Origin of the sequence: Alteromonas sp. C1M14 (assembly GCF_018860965.1) — a bacterium.
In the GTDB taxonomy this organism is placed as follows: Bacteria; Pseudomonadota; Gammaproteobacteria; order Enterobacterales; family Alteromonadaceae; genus Alteromonas.
Map to the genome: position 1 here is coordinate 233,713 of NZ_JAHKQF010000002.1, position 16,203 is coordinate 249,915.

General features: G+C 45.4%; 15 protein-coding genes. 2 read left to right on the forward strand and 13 right to left on the reverse strand.

Annotation, left to right across the window (positions count from 1 at the left end; all coding sequences use genetic code 11):
• Positions 1–74: 74 nt before the first annotated feature.
• The 6 genes from prc to KO501_RS01590 all read right to left on the reverse strand — a co-directional run bounded on the left by prc (position 75) and on the right by KO501_RS01590 (position 5,557).
• The gene (prc, locus tag KO501_RS01565) at positions 75–2,114 is read right to left on the reverse strand and encodes a carboxy terminal-processing peptidase (protein WP_216027885.1); all 2,040 of its coding nucleotides are present in this window, start codon (positions 2,112–2,114) and stop codon (positions 75–77) included.
• A gap of 1 nt (position 2,115) precedes the next feature.
• Positions 2,116–2,775, reverse strand: coding sequence for an RNA chaperone ProQ (gene proQ / locus KO501_RS01570; protein ID WP_216027886.1), 660 nt, complete (start codon positions 2,773–2,775; stop codon positions 2,116–2,118).
• Between the two features lie 17 nt (positions 2,776–2,792).
• Positions 2,793–3,083 carry a hypothetical protein gene (locus tag KO501_RS01575; protein ID WP_216027887.1) on the reverse strand — a complete coding sequence of 97 codons (291 nt, stop codon included), beginning with the start codon at positions 3,081–3,083 and terminating at the stop codon, positions 2,793–2,795.
• Positions 3,080–3,535: a GAF domain-containing protein gene (locus tag KO501_RS01580; protein WP_289847276.1), complete on the reverse strand. Its 456-nt coding sequence runs from the start codon at positions 3,533–3,535 to the stop codon at positions 3,080–3,082. The genes KO501_RS01575 and KO501_RS01580 overlap by 4 nt, the downstream gene beginning before the upstream one ends.
• A gap of 19 nt (positions 3,536–3,554) precedes the next feature.
• Positions 3,555–4,247, reverse strand: coding sequence for an SIMPL domain-containing protein (locus KO501_RS01585; RefSeq protein WP_252728054.1), 693 nt, complete (start codon positions 4,245–4,247; stop codon positions 3,555–3,557).
• An 80-nt stretch (positions 4,248–4,327) separates the two neighbouring features.
• Positions 4,328–5,557, reverse strand: coding sequence for a nucleoside recognition domain-containing protein (locus KO501_RS01590; protein ID WP_216027889.1), 1,230 nt, complete (start codon positions 5,555–5,557; stop codon positions 4,328–4,330).
• 210 nt (positions 5,558–5,767) lie between these two features.
• Here KO501_RS01590 and KO501_RS01595 point away from each other — a divergent pair, with 210 nt between their 5' ends.
• Positions 5,768–6,388: a hypothetical protein gene (locus KO501_RS01595; protein ID WP_216027890.1), complete on the forward strand. Its 621-nt coding sequence runs from the start codon at positions 5,768–5,770 to the stop codon at positions 6,386–6,388.
• Positions 6,389–6,396: 8 nt separating this feature from the next.
• Positions 6,397–7,122 carry a DUF3307 domain-containing protein gene (locus KO501_RS01600; RefSeq protein ID WP_216027891.1) on the forward strand — a complete coding sequence of 242 codons (726 nt, stop codon included), beginning with the start codon at positions 6,397–6,399 and terminating at the stop codon, positions 7,120–7,122.
• A gap of 40 nt (positions 7,123–7,162) precedes the next feature.
• On the opposite strand, the gene KO501_RS01605 is transcribed toward KO501_RS01600, so the two are convergent.
• From KO501_RS01605 to KO501_RS01635, 7 genes are all read right to left on the reverse strand, one after another.
• Positions 7,163–8,284 carry an alanine--glyoxylate aminotransferase family protein gene (locus KO501_RS01605; protein WP_216027892.1) on the reverse strand — a complete coding sequence of 374 codons (1,122 nt, stop codon included), beginning with the start codon at positions 8,282–8,284 and terminating at the stop codon, positions 7,163–7,165.
• Positions 8,285–8,701: 417 nt separating this feature from the next.
• On the reverse strand, positions 8,702–9,565 hold the full coding sequence (locus KO501_RS01610; RefSeq protein WP_216027893.1) for an acyl-CoA thioesterase II: 864 nt from the start codon (positions 9,563–9,565) through the stop codon (positions 8,702–8,704).
• A 1-nt stretch (position 9,566) separates the two neighbouring features.
• Positions 9,567–11,417, reverse strand: coding sequence for a phosphotransferase (locus KO501_RS01615; RefSeq protein WP_216027894.1), 1,851 nt, complete (start codon positions 11,415–11,417; stop codon positions 9,567–9,569).
• The gene (gene rlmJ / locus KO501_RS01620) at positions 11,414–12,286 is read right to left on the reverse strand and encodes a 23S rRNA (adenine(2030)-N(6))-methyltransferase RlmJ (RefSeq protein WP_252728055.1); all 873 of its coding nucleotides are present in this window, start codon (positions 12,284–12,286) and stop codon (positions 11,414–11,416) included. Before rlmJ ends, KO501_RS01615 begins: the two co-directional genes overlap by 4 nt.
• Before the next feature lie 68 nt (positions 12,287–12,354).
• The gene (locus KO501_RS01625) at positions 12,355–13,911 is read right to left on the reverse strand and encodes a dihydrolipoyllysine-residue acetyltransferase (protein WP_216027895.1); all 1,557 of its coding nucleotides are present in this window, start codon (positions 13,909–13,911) and stop codon (positions 12,355–12,357) included.
• Between the two features lie 11 nt (positions 13,912–13,922).
• Positions 13,923–14,900 carry a transketolase C-terminal domain-containing protein gene (locus KO501_RS01630; RefSeq protein ID WP_216027896.1) on the reverse strand — a complete coding sequence of 326 codons (978 nt, stop codon included), beginning with the start codon at positions 14,898–14,900 and terminating at the stop codon, positions 13,923–13,925.
• Positions 14,900–16,084 carry a thiamine pyrophosphate-dependent dehydrogenase E1 component subunit alpha gene (locus KO501_RS01635; protein ID WP_216027897.1) on the reverse strand — a complete coding sequence of 395 codons (1,185 nt, stop codon included), beginning with the start codon at positions 16,082–16,084 and terminating at the stop codon, positions 14,900–14,902. The genes KO501_RS01630 and KO501_RS01635 overlap by 1 nt, the downstream gene beginning before the upstream one ends.
• Positions 16,085–16,203: the final 119 nt, after the last annotated feature.

A 16,203-nucleotide genomic window follows, 5' to 3' on the forward strand; every position in this document is an offset into this window, starting at 1 on the left:
TTATTATTGTTTTATTATGTTACTGCACCATAAAAAAAGGGCTGGCTATTGGCACCAGCCCTGTAATTTAGGTGTTATTGATGGTGAATGGCGTACTTTCCAGTATCTAGCATATCAAAGGTAATATTCGCAGCTTCATCAAGAAACGGATCTAACTCTTCAAGCTCTTCGGGTAAATCATCCAATGATTCTACAGGCTCTTTGCCCATACGAACCAAGCGTTCATTAGCCCGCTTTAACTCTTCGTCTAACGCCTCTTCTTTCTTGGCTTCCCGTTCGGATTTCACTAACGAAATATATTTTTTATCTTTGTTTTTGCGATACTCCTGAATATCTTCTGCCAGATATTTAAACTCAGGATCTTTAAGTACACGGGCATTATGTTTGGCCGCTAAAATATCTAACGCTCCTTGGCTGTCACCAAAGGTCGTGTAGTTAGCCCGGTTAATGCTATCCCACGGAAGGGCATTTTCTTCTTGGCTTTCACCCCAGTCAGCCGGATCGATAGGTGATGGATACAGAATATCTGGCACTACGCCTTTATGTTGAGTACTGCCACCGTCGATACGGTAAAACTTAGCAATGGTAAACTGTACACTGCCTAACGGGTTATCATACAAATCATAAATGCGCCCTAACCCTCTGTGCTGTTGCACCGTGCCTTTACCAAAGGTTTGTTCACCGACAATGAGCGCCCGATGATAATCCTGCATAGCAGCGGCAAAGATTTCCGATGCCGAAGCACTGTAGCGATCCACCAATACCGTAAGCGGGCCATCATAGGTTACCACACCGTCGGTATCACGATTCACACTGACTTTGCCTTCACCGTAACGAATTTGTACCACAGGGCCTTTTTCGATAAAGAGACCAGTAAGTAATGTGGCTTCTGTTAACGAGCCGCCTCCGTTACCCCGTAGATCCACGATCACCCCTTTCACATCTTGGGCTTTCAGTGCATCTAACTCTTTTTTCACGTCTGCATGCAGGTTGTTATAAAAACTTGGAATCGTGATGACACCTAACTTTTCACCTGCGTAATTACCACTTTTCGGCTCGTACACTTCGGATTTAGCGGCTCTATCTTCCAATTTAATTTTATCGCGGGTCAAGCTAACAACGGACATGGCTTTACTTTCCGTTGCGCCTTTTTGAATTTGCAGTCTAACGGTGCTGCCTTTCGGTCCTTTAATTAAGTCGACGACTTCATCAAGGCGCCAACCAACCACATCAACAAATTCATCGTCGTCTTGGGCCACACCAATAATTTTATCTTCTGGCTTTAACGCATTGGATTTGTCTGCGGGACCACCGGGAACCACGCTTTTGATTACAGTAAAATCATCTTCGCTTTGTAATACCGCCCCAATGCCTTCGAATGACAAATTCATTTCCATTTGGAAACGATCGGCATTACGGGGAGACAAGTAACTGGTATGGGCTTCTACGCTACGTGCAAAAGAATTCATGACGGTTTGAAAAACATCTTCACTTTCTGCTTGGTTTAGACGTTTGATAGCACGGGTATAACGCTTAGTCAGAAGTTCTTTGGCTTCATCCCAAGTTTTGTCCGCTAAGATAAGATTTAGCGCATCATATTTAACGCGCTGACGCCATAGTTCATCAAGCTCATCTTCTGACGCTGGCCATTCAGCGTCTTCACGATCATAGTAAAATTTATCGTCTTCTTTTTCGAAATTAAAAGGCTCATCTAGCAAACTCAAAGCATACTCGTAACGCTCGGCGCGGCGTTTCGCGCTAAGGTTGTACATATCGTATGCGATGGATAGATTGCCTCGGGCAAGGGCTTCGTCAAAGCTGTCTTTATACGCTTCAAAACCTGCGATATCAGATTTTAAAAAGATTTGTTTACTGCTGTCTAAGGACCGTAAAAAACGATCATAAATTTTCTCAGACAAGGCATCATCCAACGCGATTTCCTTGTAGTGAGCTCGGGTAAAGAGCGCACTGACCCGTTTTGCAGCCACACTATGTTGGGTTTCTTGCTGTAGAACAGGAAGATCTTCAACATCTTCAGTGGCTGTGATTGCACCCGCGCCAATACTGACTGACAAAAAAGCACTGGCAATGGAAATGCGAAGGATTTCTTTCATATTACGACCTCTTGGAATTCGCCAAACGTAAAGCGTCTGCGCTGACTTTTACCACCATACCTGAGTCTAACTGAACATGAATGCCATCTTTGGAAACATCAGTGATCACTGCATGCATTGGCGCTTTGCCCAGTTTAACGGTAACAGCTGTGCCTTCCTGAATGTCAGATTCAGTCAGTTTCGCAGGAGGTGTCTTTATTGGTCTATCGGATTTAGGTTTAGTTCCCTTTTTCCCTCGCTGAGGTGGCAAATTTCCACCTTCAGTACGGGGTTTCTTCGGCGCAGGGCGTTTGTCTCCCTGTGCTTTTTGTTTTGCTTTGCGTTTCTCGGCGGCTTTGGCTTTACTTTCGTCCAGTTGCAGCTTGGCGTGATCTGCGTGCTCTTTTTCGATTTGTGCATCTTGATTACCATCAAGATCCACCCGATAAGCCCCTTCTTTGATACTGTGAAGGTAACGCCAACTGTTTGTGTAATGACGTAAGGTAGAACGTAATAACGTTTTACTAATACGTTCATCGTTTTCCAGTCGGGCTGCTAAGTCCTGAAAAATACCTATTTTCAGTGGACGGGCTTCGCCTTCTGTAGAAAAACAGTTGGGGAACGATTCAGCCAAAAAGGCGATAACATCTTTGCTGTTTGAAAACTTCTCTGGTGATTCCATCAATTCTTTACGTGCAGTTAATAGTAGTCGTCATTGTCCGCATCATCCCAAGTTGCCAGCGTGTGGTCAACCCAATCGAGTAATTCATCGTCCTCAATGTCCAATAAATTTCCACTTTGATGCCATGTTTCCCAAGTATAGTGCAATAAACGTTCAAGCCAATGGGTTTCTGCGTCCTCTTCTGCACGGTCATAAATACAGTGCAGTATAAAATTTAATCGTTCCGCAGCCTCATCAGGCTCTTCATATTTATCTTCCATATCCTCCGGTGTGGCCAATACCACATGAATATCCACATTGTCTTTCATGATAATGCTTCAATTAAAGTCGCGGCCAAAGATTCAACCCCTTGCTTGTCGCTATCGTTAAAACGATTTTTAAGGGGACTGTCGATATCCAGAACGCCAAGGAGTTTGTCGTTAACAATAAGTGGAACGACAATTTCCGAATTAGACGCGGCATCACATGCGATATGCCCGGCAAATTCATGAACATCAGCCACCATCATCGTCTGGCGTTCACTTGCCGCGGTACCACATACTCCTCGGCCCATTGGAATACGAATGCAAGCAGGCTGTCCCTGAAATGGCCCAAGAACCAGTTGCTCTTCTTTGTAGAGGTAAAAGCCCGCCCAGTTAATATTTTCCATATTGTTAAATATCAAGGCACTTAAATTCGCCATATTGGCAATAATATCTTTTTCACCTTGCATCAGGCTTTTTGCTTGCGCCACTAGGCGGGTATATTCATTACTGTTCAATTTTGCCTCAGTCTTATCATTACTCTATGGTAAAGCGTACATTTACGTGGGCTTCAACCTGTTGTTCTCCGGGCAACGCAGTAGAAAAACTGTCGGCTTTAACGGCCATTTCTCTGTGCATCATCGGCATGGGGTAACTGCTGCCTCCCACTGAAACGTTAACCACCTTTCCAACCTTAACATTTAGTTCGCTGGCTAACAGTTCGGCTCGTAATTTTGCGTCTTTTACTGCATTTATCAAGGCTTTTTTATATGCCTCATCTTGTTCACTTGCCACAAATTGAAAACCTTGAATACCGTCAACTCCCCGAGCTAACGCGCCATCAATTATCTTGTCATAATTGTCGATATTATGGTCGGTTATTTTGATGCTTCTACTAAGCATAAAACCCGCTTGTTTACGTCCTTCTGGCGTCGATTCATAGTAAGGGCTCAGGTTCACCTGCATAGATTGAATGTGCTTTTCTTCAATACCATTTTTAAGTAAGAAGGCCAGCACGCTTTGCATTTGCGATTGCATGTTCCCATTCAGTTTCGCGACTGTGGCCCCCTTCTCTTCCATTACCAACGTTAATCTATAAGCATCGGGGACGACGCTAACCACCCCTTTACCCGATACATCAATAGCCGATGTGTCTGTTTGGGCGAAACTTGGCGCTGCCATCATGAGCGCTAATAGACCTGTCATCGTTATTAGGTGCTTCACTCGCATATTCATTTTCCTTATGTCTTGGTTCAGGTACTAAATTATGCGGTTATTCGCTGAACAACAGATGAATTACCGCTGAATAGTTAACCGAAAAACCAATAGCTTACGAATATCGCTGCCAAAATACCGGCAAAATCTGCCGCTAAGCAACAGGCCACGGCATAACGAGAATGCTTAATGCCCACTGCGCCCAAATACACGGCAAGGACATAAAAAGTGGTTTCCGTCGACCCTTGTAACACCGAAGCCAATCGTCCGGCGAAGGAATCTGCGCCATGGTGTTGCATGGTTTCAATCATGAGTGCTCTTGCGCCGCTTCCACTTAATGGTTTCATTATGGCGGTGGGGAGTCCTTCCACAAAGCGCGGGTCGCCACCAAAAAAGGTGACGATATAGCCTACGCCATTTACCACCATATCCAAGATACCACTGGCCCTTAACATACCAATGGCAATAAGCATGGCCAATAAAAATGGAATCAGGGACACCGCCACATCAAACCCTTTTTTAGCACCATCGATGAACAATTCATAGGTGTTAAGGTGTTTACGCCAACCTGCAACTAATACCACAACAATAAATGTGAATAATAGAAAGTTAGCCACCACAGCGGATTGAGACGCCAGTTCATTGGCGGCGAGGTGAGAAAAATAAACGATCACGGCACCAAGTAAACCAAAAATACCCACAAGGTACAGCACCACGACACGGTTAAATAAATTCACTTTTTGTACAAGGCAGGTAATGAACAACCCTGCAAGGGTTGAAGCACTGGTGGCCAGCAGAATTGGGATAAATACATCGGTGGGCTGGGCCGCACCTTGTTCTGCCCGATACAAAAAGACAGCAATGGGAAACAAGGTAACCGATGAGGTATTCATCACGAGAAACAGAATTTGACTGTTGGTTAGGGTATCTTTTTTCGGTGCCAAGGTTTGCATATCCTGCATGGCCTTTATACCGAAGGGGGTAGCAGCATTGTCTAACCCTAACACATTGGCAGACATGTTCATGGTAATGCTGCCTAACGCGGGGTGGTTGCGAGGAATGTCCGGCATAATACGGCACAATAAAGGGGCTAGGACTTTAGAAAACTTCGCGATAAGCCCCGCTTTTTCAGCAACTTCAAAGATACCTAACCAAAAGGCGAGCACCCCTATCAAACCAATAGCAATATCTACACTTAGTTGTGCCATGCTGGTAACAGCTTGCATGACCGCTTGAAATCCTTCGGGATTATCACCGATAAAACCTTGCCAAACGGTGGCAAAAAAAGCGCAGACGATAAAAGATAACCAAATTCTATGCAGCATATATAATAATTTTTTTTGATTTGTGGGCGCAGTTTACCGGAAAATGATTTCATCGTGAGGGCTTTTTTGACAAGCCGCAATATGGATAGGATGACAAGCAAGTCAAGCAATCTTTAAAGCTTGCTTATTAAAAAGCAAGAGTCTATGCTTGCTTTATACATTTCAAGTATAAAGGCTTGCTTAGATTAAGTGAGCAGGGAGAATAAACGAATGCTAGCGGTGATAACCGGCGATCTGGTTAACTCGACCAAGCTGTCAACTGAGCAGTATCAATATACCATTTCGACCTTAACAGGTTACCTTGAGACTATTGGTACCACAACCTTGTGCGATTTCGCCTTATACCGGGGGGATGGGTATCAAATTGTGTTCACCGATCCAACCTACGCGGCAGCCCACCTATTACAATTAAAGCTTTTTTTAAACAGCCAGTTAGACGGTTTGCAGGTAGACTGCACCCAATCCCTCGCTTACGGTGAAGGAACCCATACTAAGGGCAACCCGGGTATATCCTCTGGTGATGTATTCATTCGCTCTGGCCGCAGGCTTGAGGATGTAAAAAGCGGAGAGTTTACCTTCAGTATGCCCAATGACGACAGCCAGGAAGGCGTGGATATTATGTGCCATCAGTTAAGTTACATCATTAACCGATTAAGTAAAAAGCAATGTAAACTGGTCTATCAATATCTCGTACTCGACTTTCCGCTACACCAAGTTTTGGCGGACAACGAAGGCACGACCAGACAAAATATCAGCGAACGATTACGAGCAGCAGGTGCTGATCTGCTTAAGCCTTTTATTCATTACATTAACCAACGTATTAATAAGTAGAGTCATCCATGACCATTTTTCTATTGCTGCTTGGCGCACATTTTATTGGTGATTTTTATCTTCAGCCTGACAGATGGATAGCGTGTCGTCACCAATATGGGCTGCGATCCCCTGCCCTTTATTTTCACGCAGCGGTGCATTGCGTGCTGGCCTTAATAGCGCTGTACCTAGCCGATGTTGGTTTATACAAAGGGTTAGTGGCCGGTGCTGTTATTACCGTTTCTCACTTTCTTATCGACTGGGTTAAAGCTGGGAAACGCAGTCCTCTGGCATTTGCCATAGATCAATTGGCCCATGTTCTCATTATTATTCTCGTCAGTTTGTCCTTTCACCCTCAGCCTTTATGGGAGATAGTAAATGGGCACCTTACCAATATCAGTAGCGACACTTTGTTATACGTGGTGGCGTATCTACTAATCTTTAAGCCTGCGAGTATTATTATTGCTCAGTTACTGGCCCAATACACATCCCAATTAAATGGGGCTGAAGGAGAAAGCCTTGGTAACGCAGGCAAATGGATTGGCTACGTAGAACGGCTCTTAGCGTTATCTTTTATCTTAGTGGACGAATATACGGGACTGGGTTTTCTAGTGGCAACCAAAACAGTGTTCCGTGTCGGTGATTTATCACGACAACGAGATATGCGATTAACAGAGTATATGATGCTAGGCACCTTGATGAGTTTTGCCGCTGCCCTTATCGTTGGTTGGACTGTGGTGGCGGTAAGTCGCTAACAGTAACCGGCCAGTTAGCCGGATACTGTTAGCCCATGCATTAGCGTAGTATCTTGCCAAGGCTAGCGACACAGTGGTCGATATTACGGTCTTTACAGGCATAACCCATTAGGCCGATACGCCAAACTTTGCCCGCCAGCGCACCTAACCCTGCACCAATTTCTAAATTAAAGTCGTTGAGTAACTGGTTGCGCACCTTGGCATCATCCACGCCCTCAGGAATAGCAACGGCATTTAATTGCGGTAAGCGATAATCTTCATCTACCGCCATCGAAAGCCCTATATTGGCTAACCCTTGCACCAATTTTTGATGCCCCTGCTGATGTCGAGTCCAAGCGTTTTCCAGCCCTTCTTCTTTTAGCATTAGCAAAGATTCATGCAAAGCATATATGCTATTGACTGGCGCAGTATGGTGGTAGGCCCGTTTGCCGCCTTGCCCCCAATAGCCCACAATTAAGTTCATATCCAAAAACCAACTTTGCACAGGTTGTTTGCGCTGTTGGATCACTTCAACGGCTCTATCACTAAAAGAAACCGGTGACAAACCCGGCACGCAACTTAAGCATTTTTGCGAACCTGAATAAATAGCATCGATACCCCAACCGTCTACGTTGACGTCAATACCGCCAAGGGAGGTCACGGCGTCCACAATGATTAAGCAATCATGTTGCTGAGCCAATGCACATAAAGCTTGTGCATCATTGCGTACACCCGTTGATGTTTCAGCATGCACAAACGCCAACACTTTTGCGTCAGGGTGAGCCTTAAAAGCATCTTCTACTTTATTCAGATCGGTTTGCTGGCCCCACGTATCTTCGATAACCACCGCTTCTGCGCCACAGCGGGTAACGTTTTCTACCATACGCTGACCGAATACACCGTTAATACAGACGATGGCTTTATCACCCGGTTCTAGCAGGTTGACAAAGCAGGCTTCCATACCGGCAGATCCCGGCGCTGAAATCGGCATGGTGAGAGCATTTTTAGTACGAAATGCGTACTGTAAAAGAGATTTTGTTTCATCCATCAACTCAATAAAAAGAGGATCAAGGTGCCCCAAGGTAGAGCGGGACATTGCATTGAGGACACGAGGTGCCACGTCTGATGGCCCTGGGCCCATTAACGTGCGCTCGGGTGGAATAAAAGTGGTATTAGCTGTCATTGAGATGTCCTTTAACTGCAAACAAAATGTAAAACCATTGTGACACTATCGACAAGTACGAACAATTAGCCATTCCCGATATAAATAATATGAATGGTAAAGTGGGATTTTCATTCACGAATCAGTAGGTAAAACACCCCGACTCCACATAAACTGAGAGTGAAGCGGCCCTGGTCTGATCAGATTTACCTCTCTGATTTTTATCAATTAATGCTACTGTTTGGGTATCAAAAATGACGGTGCCCAAAATTTTTTTTGAATTTTGTTTATAAAGTGAGCGTTTTTAGACTATAGTATTTATCTAAGTGAGTTTTTTATCACTGTCTTGTAAAAGTTAGCGCACGGCTCAGCAATGAGCCATTCCCCTAGGCCCGGAACGAAAGTTCTGGGCATTTTTTTATGGGTCAAAGAAATCCGCTAACTATCAATCTTTCGCATCAGCCCTTCTTGCATGGTGGACGCCACCAGCTCGCCTTTTTGATTGAAAATCTGCCCTTTTACGATCCCCCGCGCATTGCCACTAAAGGGGCTTTGTGTCACATAAAGCAACCAATCATTAAAGGCTACGGGTCTATGAAACCACATAGCATGATCAATGGTGGCAATACGCAAATTTTTATCAGTTATGGCTACGCCATGAGGTTGCAACGAGGTACTTAAAAAGTGATAGTCAGAAGCATAAGCCAACGCCGCCTGATTAAGCGCGATATTTTCTGTGGGCATAGATTCCCGGGCGCGCAACCAGATATTTCGTTGTGGATCGCGCTTTCTTGCTGCAAAAGAATTAACCGCGTCAATGGTTCGAATATCAATGGGTTTGTGATAACTCAGGGCTTCTCGCATAGGGCGCGCTAATTTATCGTAATTGGCTTCGTAAAATTCAATATCAGAGGTAATACTTTCAGGAGACAGCACGTCTGGCATGGTGGCATATTGGTGTGTCATACCCGCTTCAGGCAATTGAAAAGAGGCCATCATAAAGAAAATTGCCTTTCCATCTTGAATGGCCTTGATTCGGCGAGTACAAAAACTTCTTCCATCACGCACTATTTCGACATCGTATATCACCGGCTTTTTCGCGTCGCCAGGCAGCAAAAAATAAGAATGAAAAGAATGCGCAACCCTTTCTGGCCCCACGGTTTTATATGCAGCGGCAAGTGCCTGCCCGAGTACCTGGCCACCAAATAATGCGCGAAAACCTAAATCCCAACTTTGAGCTTGGTAAACACCGTCTTCAACGGTATCCAATGTCATTAATGATGCAAGTTTTACGTCTGTCATTTCAGCTAAGTGCTCCTTGTGTATCACATCGATTAGGGTTTCGAGGATAATATTTTTCTGGTGATTGTGCTTGGTGTTCAAAATAACGCGTACTTTTATACGGTAACTTCATAAACCCAGACAGTCCGACCCCGGTAATGTCTGGGATTGCCGCAACCAATGCGTCGAGTAATTCACGAAAGCGGTGGCTTTGGCAACTATCAAGCAAGGTGTAGTAACTGTGTACCTTCAAATGGGTCGGCAGTGCTTCAAAAATAACACAACCGGTATGATGAATGGTATTAAGGTCTTGCAGTATCGCCATAATACGGGCAGGCAGCGTTAATTGTTCATCCGGATCTTCCCCATCTTCAAAATAGGAGTGGGAGCGCTGATTATCGGCGACAAGAGGCGTACCTGATACTTCAAAAGGAATAATACAAGAAGGATCGGGCAGAAATGGACTGTGGGGATCGTCGCGCTCGATATGCAAGGTATCTTTGGCATTAAATAAACAGCACTTAAACACGCCCTTACGATGAATGGCCCGCGCCAATGCAATAACATTATTTACCCCATGCTCAAAACCCGTTTTCAACGCTGGATCATGAATGTGCAAACTGGAATCTACGTAGATCCCTTCAGGCATCCACCGAATAACCATGCCACCAACCACAGGATAATGCCCTAACCTGGAAATGGCTGCGAGAAACCCTTTTTCGGTTTCTCCCATGCCATGGAGGAAGTTTTTATAATAGCGGTCAAACTGAGCATCATCGATATGGTTGAGTTCTTCGTCAATAGCAGCAGAATTTTCTAATAGGAAAGATTTTCGTGAGCTATATACAACAGTATCAATATCTTTGGGTTCATGGGCCACCCAGCAAGGGATCATGGGCTTTATCTCATTCGATGGGTCACCGGCAAACACCATGTTTTTAAACACATGAAGGTGGTTAAAAAAATAATCGCCTCCCTGCCTTTGTTTGTCTAATTCATCACTGAGCATATAATCAAGTACATTGGCCAGCATCTTAGGTAAACCCAAAGACAAAGGGGTAATAACTTTCCTGCCAAATCGACTGGACTGTCCTGAAGCGAGTGCGTATAAGGTGCTGGCCAACCCTTGTTCATCAAAACGCGGGGATGACAAGGCACCATTTAATTGCTCTTCACCAATAAAATACACATCTCCTAGTCGGGCATTGGTATGTTGAAGATCGCCGGACATAAGATCCATTACGTTATTGTCTACAAATTGTTGCTGCCAATCTAATTGAGCAAACACCGATGAGCCCCAATCTATCAGTCCAATACACTCTGTGGGAGCGTCCCAAACGAGGTTTGATGGCTTGATGTCGCCGTGAACAATCGGCTTGGGACTTCCCTTTATCTGGTTGTTACGCAATGCCAGTAAAATAGCCCCTAACTGCACCGCGATTTTTACGATGATACGGGCACAAAGTGGCCCTTGTTGTAAACTGACCTGCTCAAGATCTTGACCGTTGGCCCGTTGCATCACTAAGATCGCTTGTTTACCCACGTGCTGAAAATCAATCAGTTTAGGAACAAAAGGATGGGATACCTGGGCGAGCATATGGGCTTCTTCTTCTAACCTTTCCTGCACATGGCGTGGTAGATTGATCCTTGAAAACTTGAATACCTGCTCTGTGCCATTGGCTCCCACCCCAGCAAACACAAACCCAAAAGCGCCTTTGCCAATCAAACTGACCTGCTGGTAACCTAGTGTGACTAATTGTTGAATGCACAATTGCACCCAATCACGCAACTTTTGCGCATCTTTATGTGATAGAAGATAAACAGATTGATCTTCGGGGATATAAAAATGCTTAAGCTGCGTAGGGTAACTCACTGACTTTCCTCAGTTTTAACCCAGCTTATACGATGATGCGACTGGCCTTGAAGAATAGTACATACTTCTTTAAGTGCCTCGTCCATGCGCACATCAAGTTGCCAAGGTGGATTTAGCACCATTACCCCAGAGCCATACATTCCGGTATCGTCTCGCGCACAAGCCACATGCAACTCGGCGATAAAAGCCGTTTTTGCGGTGTCTTTGAGCCCTTCAATGAGCTTTTCGCTAGCACCGGCTTTGACGCCAGCTCGGTCAGACAACAAGGGATACCACAACACAACCTGGGCGTTGTTCCAGCGTTTATACAAGCCCGAGATGGCCGTTTCTATTTCTTTGTATTCGTCGTAACGTTCATATGGGGGGTCAATCAACACGGCCCCCCGATTAGGTTTAGGAGGCGTTAAGGCGCGTAAACCTTCTAAGCCGTCACGATGATGCACATGGGCGCCACGGGCATGGGTGTCTTTGATCACCTGCGCCAAAGTTTGGGCTTCACTAGGATGCAGCTCCATAAAGTGACCACTGTCTTGATCGCGAAGGGCTGATGCCCCAATTAGCGGCGAACCAGCATATTGCTGTACTTGCCAATACGGTACGAGGGTTTCGATATAACGCTGCAGTAGTTGGCTTTGAGGCGTGACATTGGCTAGCGGATCAAAACCAGATTGATATTCTTTGTTTTTTTGCACCTGTTCATCATTCAGTGAATAACACCCTGCGCCAGCGTGGGTGTCAAACACAGTGAAAGGTTTGTTTTTATTCTTGAGGTAATCAATAACCCCTATCCAGCACAGATGCTTGATAACATCAGCATGATTACCGGCATGAAAGGCGTGTTTATAACTTAGCACAATAGACCTTACCATCGCTTAAAACCCTATTGTACCGCGCAAATGAAATGGCTAACAGCATTTGCCATTCGCGAAACAATGCCTTAGCGCAGGTACATCAACATTTCACTGGGGGATTGCAAATAACGTCGCCACAAATTATTAAACTTGACCATGGTGGCGCCATCGATAATGCGGTGATCCGCTGACCAACTCACTTGTAAAATGTGTTTCGGCACAACCTCATTGTCTTCATTATAGCGAGGGAGTTTTTGCATTTTGCCAATAGCAGCAATGGCAACTTGGGGCTTATTAATAATAGGCGTGGCTGTTATTCCCCCGATTACACCGATATTCGACAATGTGATGGTGCCACCGGCTAATGTTTCAGTGGCGAGTTTGCCTGCCCGCGCCTGCGCAATGATATTTTGCATTTGTGTGGCAATTTCAAAAAGGCTGCATTGTTGAACTTGTTTGATATTTGGAACCAGCAGTCCCACCTTGCTGTCGACGGCAAAACCAATATTATGATCGTCAAAATAGTGGAGCGCATCCCCAGCGTCATTGAGTTGGCTGTTTACAATAGGAAAGGCACTAAGTGCCAAGGATAACGCTTTAACAAAAAAGGGCATAAAACTCAGTTTCACGTTTTCTTGTTCAAACGCTGGCTTTAAAGCTTGGCGCAGTGCAATCAGCGCGTCCATTTCCACTTCATCGCTTACGGAAAAATGTGGAATCGTTTGTGCCGATGCTGCCATGTGCTTTGCCATGGCGGCCTGGACGCCACGTAAAGGTACGATTTTGCCCCTGTGCTGAGACGGATCAGATGCCAAGGTGTGCGCCGTTTCATCATATTTTGGAGGGGCCGTGGTGCTACAAATATCCTCTTTTAATATACGTCCTTTTTTACCGCTTCCTTTTACCGTACTCAAGTCCAGATTATTTTCCCGTGCAATGCGCCGCACGGCAGGACTTGCCAACACTTTTACCGCTGCGGTGCGTGGTATTTGTTCCATGGTCTTTTGAGGTTTGATTAAGGCAGTTGTAGCATTTTTCGTTGATGAAACCGCTTTTTCTACTTCAACGTCGGTTCTGGTTAACGAAAATAATGGCGCATGTACTTTGGCAATATCACCTTGCTGATAGAACAATTTGGTTATCACAGCGTCATGCTTAGCGGGAATTTCTACCACCGCTTTATCTGTCATAACATCCACAATGACCTGATCTTCAGCCACTGTCTCTCCTTCGGCAACGTGCCATTTTACAATTTCACATTCCACAATCCCTTCACCGATGTCAGGCAATTTAAACACATCATCCACAACTACGGGCGATACAACCTCTGTATCCTTATCCCTGTTTACTGGTTGGCTGGTTTGCTTTTCGTCCTTATGAGGGATTGCTTCATGCTTATTTTCATCGACAGTAGCAATGGTGTACAGGGGGGAATGAACCCGAGCTATATCACCTTGTTGATAATGGAGTTTAACGATTTTTCCCGGATCAACGGCCGGAATTTGTACCGTTGCTTTATCCGTCATAACTTCGGCTACGGGTTGATCTTCTGCCACGGTATCACCCTCGTTGACTAGCCAGCACAACAATTCACATTCTACGATCCCTTCGCCGATATCGGGCAAGACAAATTCTTTAGTCATCTTGGTGCCTCTTAGTAATGCATTGTACGAAGAATGCCTTCGTAGGTTTTCAGTTCATCTGGCATGTATTCTTTTTCATGGGCCAGCGGAAACGGCGTATCTAACCCACACACCCGTAAAATGGGAGACTCTAAAGACAAAAAGCACTTATCTTGGATTGTTGCCGCAATTTCACTGGCAAACCCACCGGTTAACGGGGCTTCGTGATTAATCAACAAACGTCCCGTTTTCATAACCGAGTTGGCGACGGTTTCTGCGTCCCAAGGGGCGATACTTCGTAAGTCGATAATTTCGCACGAGATGCCATCTTCCAACGCGCTAAGGGCGGCTTGTTGCACAATTTCCACTTGAGCCCCCCACGCCACCAACGTGATATCAGTGCCTTGTTGAACGATTTCAGCCTTACCTAATGGCAATTGATAATCGTCTTCGGGCACCTCACACACCGAAGCACGATATAGTCGCTTCGGCTCTAAAAATAGCACTGGGTTATCATCTCGAATAGAAGCAAGGAGCAGTCCTTTAGCTTGATATGGGTTACGCGGTACCACAATGCGCAGCCCCGGACAGTGTGCGAAGAAGGCTTCTGGCGATTGGCTGTGATAATGGCCTCCGGCAATACCGCCGCCATAGGGCGTACGAATGGTTAATGTGCCACAGGTGAATTGGCCCCCGGAACGATAGCGAAACTTCGCCGTCTCGTTCACAATTTGGTCGAAAGCCGGAAAAATGTAATCACCAAATTGAATTTCAGCAACGGCGTAGGCACCTTGGCTGGCTAACCCATTCGCAAAACCAATGATCCCTTGTTCAGTAAGGGGGGTGTTGAAGCAACGTTGCTTACCAAACTTTTCCTGTAAATGACTTGTGGCACGAAACACGCCGCCAAACTGCCCCACATCTTCGCCAAACACCATCACTTTTTGGTTGTCTGACATGGCAGTAATAAGCCCATGATTAACCGCTTGTAACAGATTCATTTGAGCCATTATTGTTGCCTCTCTGCGGTTTTAGGATAGGCATCTGGGTATTTTTGTATATGGTGTTTTAACGCCGTAATTTGTTCTTTTAAATGCCATGGCACATGATCAAACACATCTGTCACCAAATCATCGATAGGGTTAATGGGTTCTTTCTCAGCCGCTTTTAGTGCCGTAAGCACTGTCTGTCGCATCGCACTTTCGTTCTTGGCCAAGCTGTCTTCGTCTAGCCAGCCTTTACGTTTAAGCCACGCAGTAAAGCGAACGATAGGATCTTTACGCTGCCAATTTGCCTCTTCTTTTTTAGAGCGATAGCCACTGGGATCATCTGACGTAGAATGGGCTGCTAATCGATAGGTCATGGCCTCAATAAGTACCGGACAGGCATGTTTAATGGCAATATCTCTAGCATGGGCTGTTGCAGCGTAGACCGCCAGAGGATCATTACCATCTACGCGAATGGTTTTTATCCCATACCCAATCCCACGAGAGGCAATGCCATCTCCAGCAAATTGTTCTTCTGCCGGGGTCGAAATGGCATATCCGTTATTTCGACATAAGAAAATGACTGGGCAAGCTAATACCGCGGCCATATTTAGACCGGCGTGAAAATCCCCTTCTGATGCTGCGCCTTCGCCAAAATAACATAAGGTAATGGCATCAAGTCCCGCCATTTTCTGACCATAAGCAAAGCCAGCAGCTTGTGGAATTTGAGTGGCTAAGGGCGAAGAAATGGTCATGAAATTCAGGGGTTTGTCGCCATAGTGAATAGGCATCTGACGACCTTTATTTGGGTCATTATGATTACTAAACATCTGATCCATAAATTGTGCCGGCGTATATCCTCGCCACGCTAACGCCCCCTGCTCCCGATATTGTGACATGATCATGTCTTGGTCTGATATTGCCGCTGCACTGGCAACGGAAGCGGCCTCCTCGCCAGTGGATGCAAGGTAAAAGCTGATCCTGCCTTGTCGCTGGGCACTTACCATGCGTTCATCTAGAATGCGAGTAAACAACATCGTTTCCAATATTCGCTGCGCCGTGGATTCATCAATAGTGGGCTCGTCTTGGCCTTGAATAACCCCGTCAGGTGACAAGATTTGAAGCATGGGGATCTCAAGTAACCCATTTTCAATAATACGCACTTGGTGAGTCGTAGAAACACTGGCGACATGATTTCTGTCTTGCACAACGTACCCCTTTGGCAAACCGTTTTGCCGTTAAGCAATGAATAGGGTTCATGCTAAAGGTTTCTGGTGGGGTAGACGTTGCTAAAAAGGGAAAGTGGACAAGTAATTGGAAACAGTTA

What these genes read in the sequence shown, in the direction of transcription:
- prc (WP_216027885.1), bottom strand. Translation starts at nt 2,114, where the DNA reads ATGAAAGAAATCCTTCGCATTTCCATTGCCAGTGCTTTTTTGTCAGTC.
- KO501_RS01610 (WP_216027893.1), bottom strand. Translation starts at nt 9,565, where the DNA reads ATGACAGACGTAAAACTTGCATCATTAATGACATTGGATACCGTTGAA.
- KO501_RS01575 (WP_216027887.1), bottom strand. Translation starts at nt 3,083, where the DNA reads ATGAAAGACAATGTGGATATTCATGTGGTATTGGCCACACCGGAGGAT.
- KO501_RS01600 (WP_216027891.1), top strand. Translation starts at nt 6,397, where the DNA reads ATGACCATTTTTCTATTGCTGCTTGGCGCACATTTTATTGGTGATTTT.
- proQ (WP_216027886.1), bottom strand. Translation starts at nt 2,775, where the DNA reads ATGGAATCACCAGAGAAGTTTTCAAACAGCAAAGATGTTATCGCCTTT.
- KO501_RS01630 (WP_216027896.1), bottom strand. Translation starts at nt 14,900, where the DNA reads ATGGCTCAAATGAATCTGTTACAAGCGGTTAATCATGGGCTTATTACT.
- KO501_RS01585 (WP_252728054.1), bottom strand. Translation starts at nt 4,247, where the DNA reads ATGCGAGTGAAGCACCTAATAACGATGACAGGTCTATTAGCGCTCATG.
- KO501_RS01605 (WP_216027892.1), bottom strand. Translation starts at nt 8,284, where the DNA reads ATGACAGCTAATACCACTTTTATTCCACCCGAGCGCACGTTAATGGGC.
- KO501_RS01590 (WP_216027889.1), bottom strand. Translation starts at nt 5,557, where the DNA reads ATGCTGCATAGAATTTGGTTATCTTTTATCGTCTGCGCTTTTTTTGCC.
- KO501_RS01595 (WP_216027890.1), top strand. Translation starts at nt 5,768, where the DNA reads ATGCTAGCGGTGATAACCGGCGATCTGGTTAACTCGACCAAGCTGTCA.
- KO501_RS01625 (WP_216027895.1), bottom strand. Translation starts at nt 13,911, where the DNA reads ATGACTAAAGAATTTGTCTTGCCCGATATCGGCGAAGGGATCGTAGAA.
- rlmJ (WP_252728055.1), bottom strand. Translation starts at nt 12,286, where the DNA reads ATGGTAAGGTCTATTGTGCTAAGTTATAAACACGCCTTTCATGCCGGT.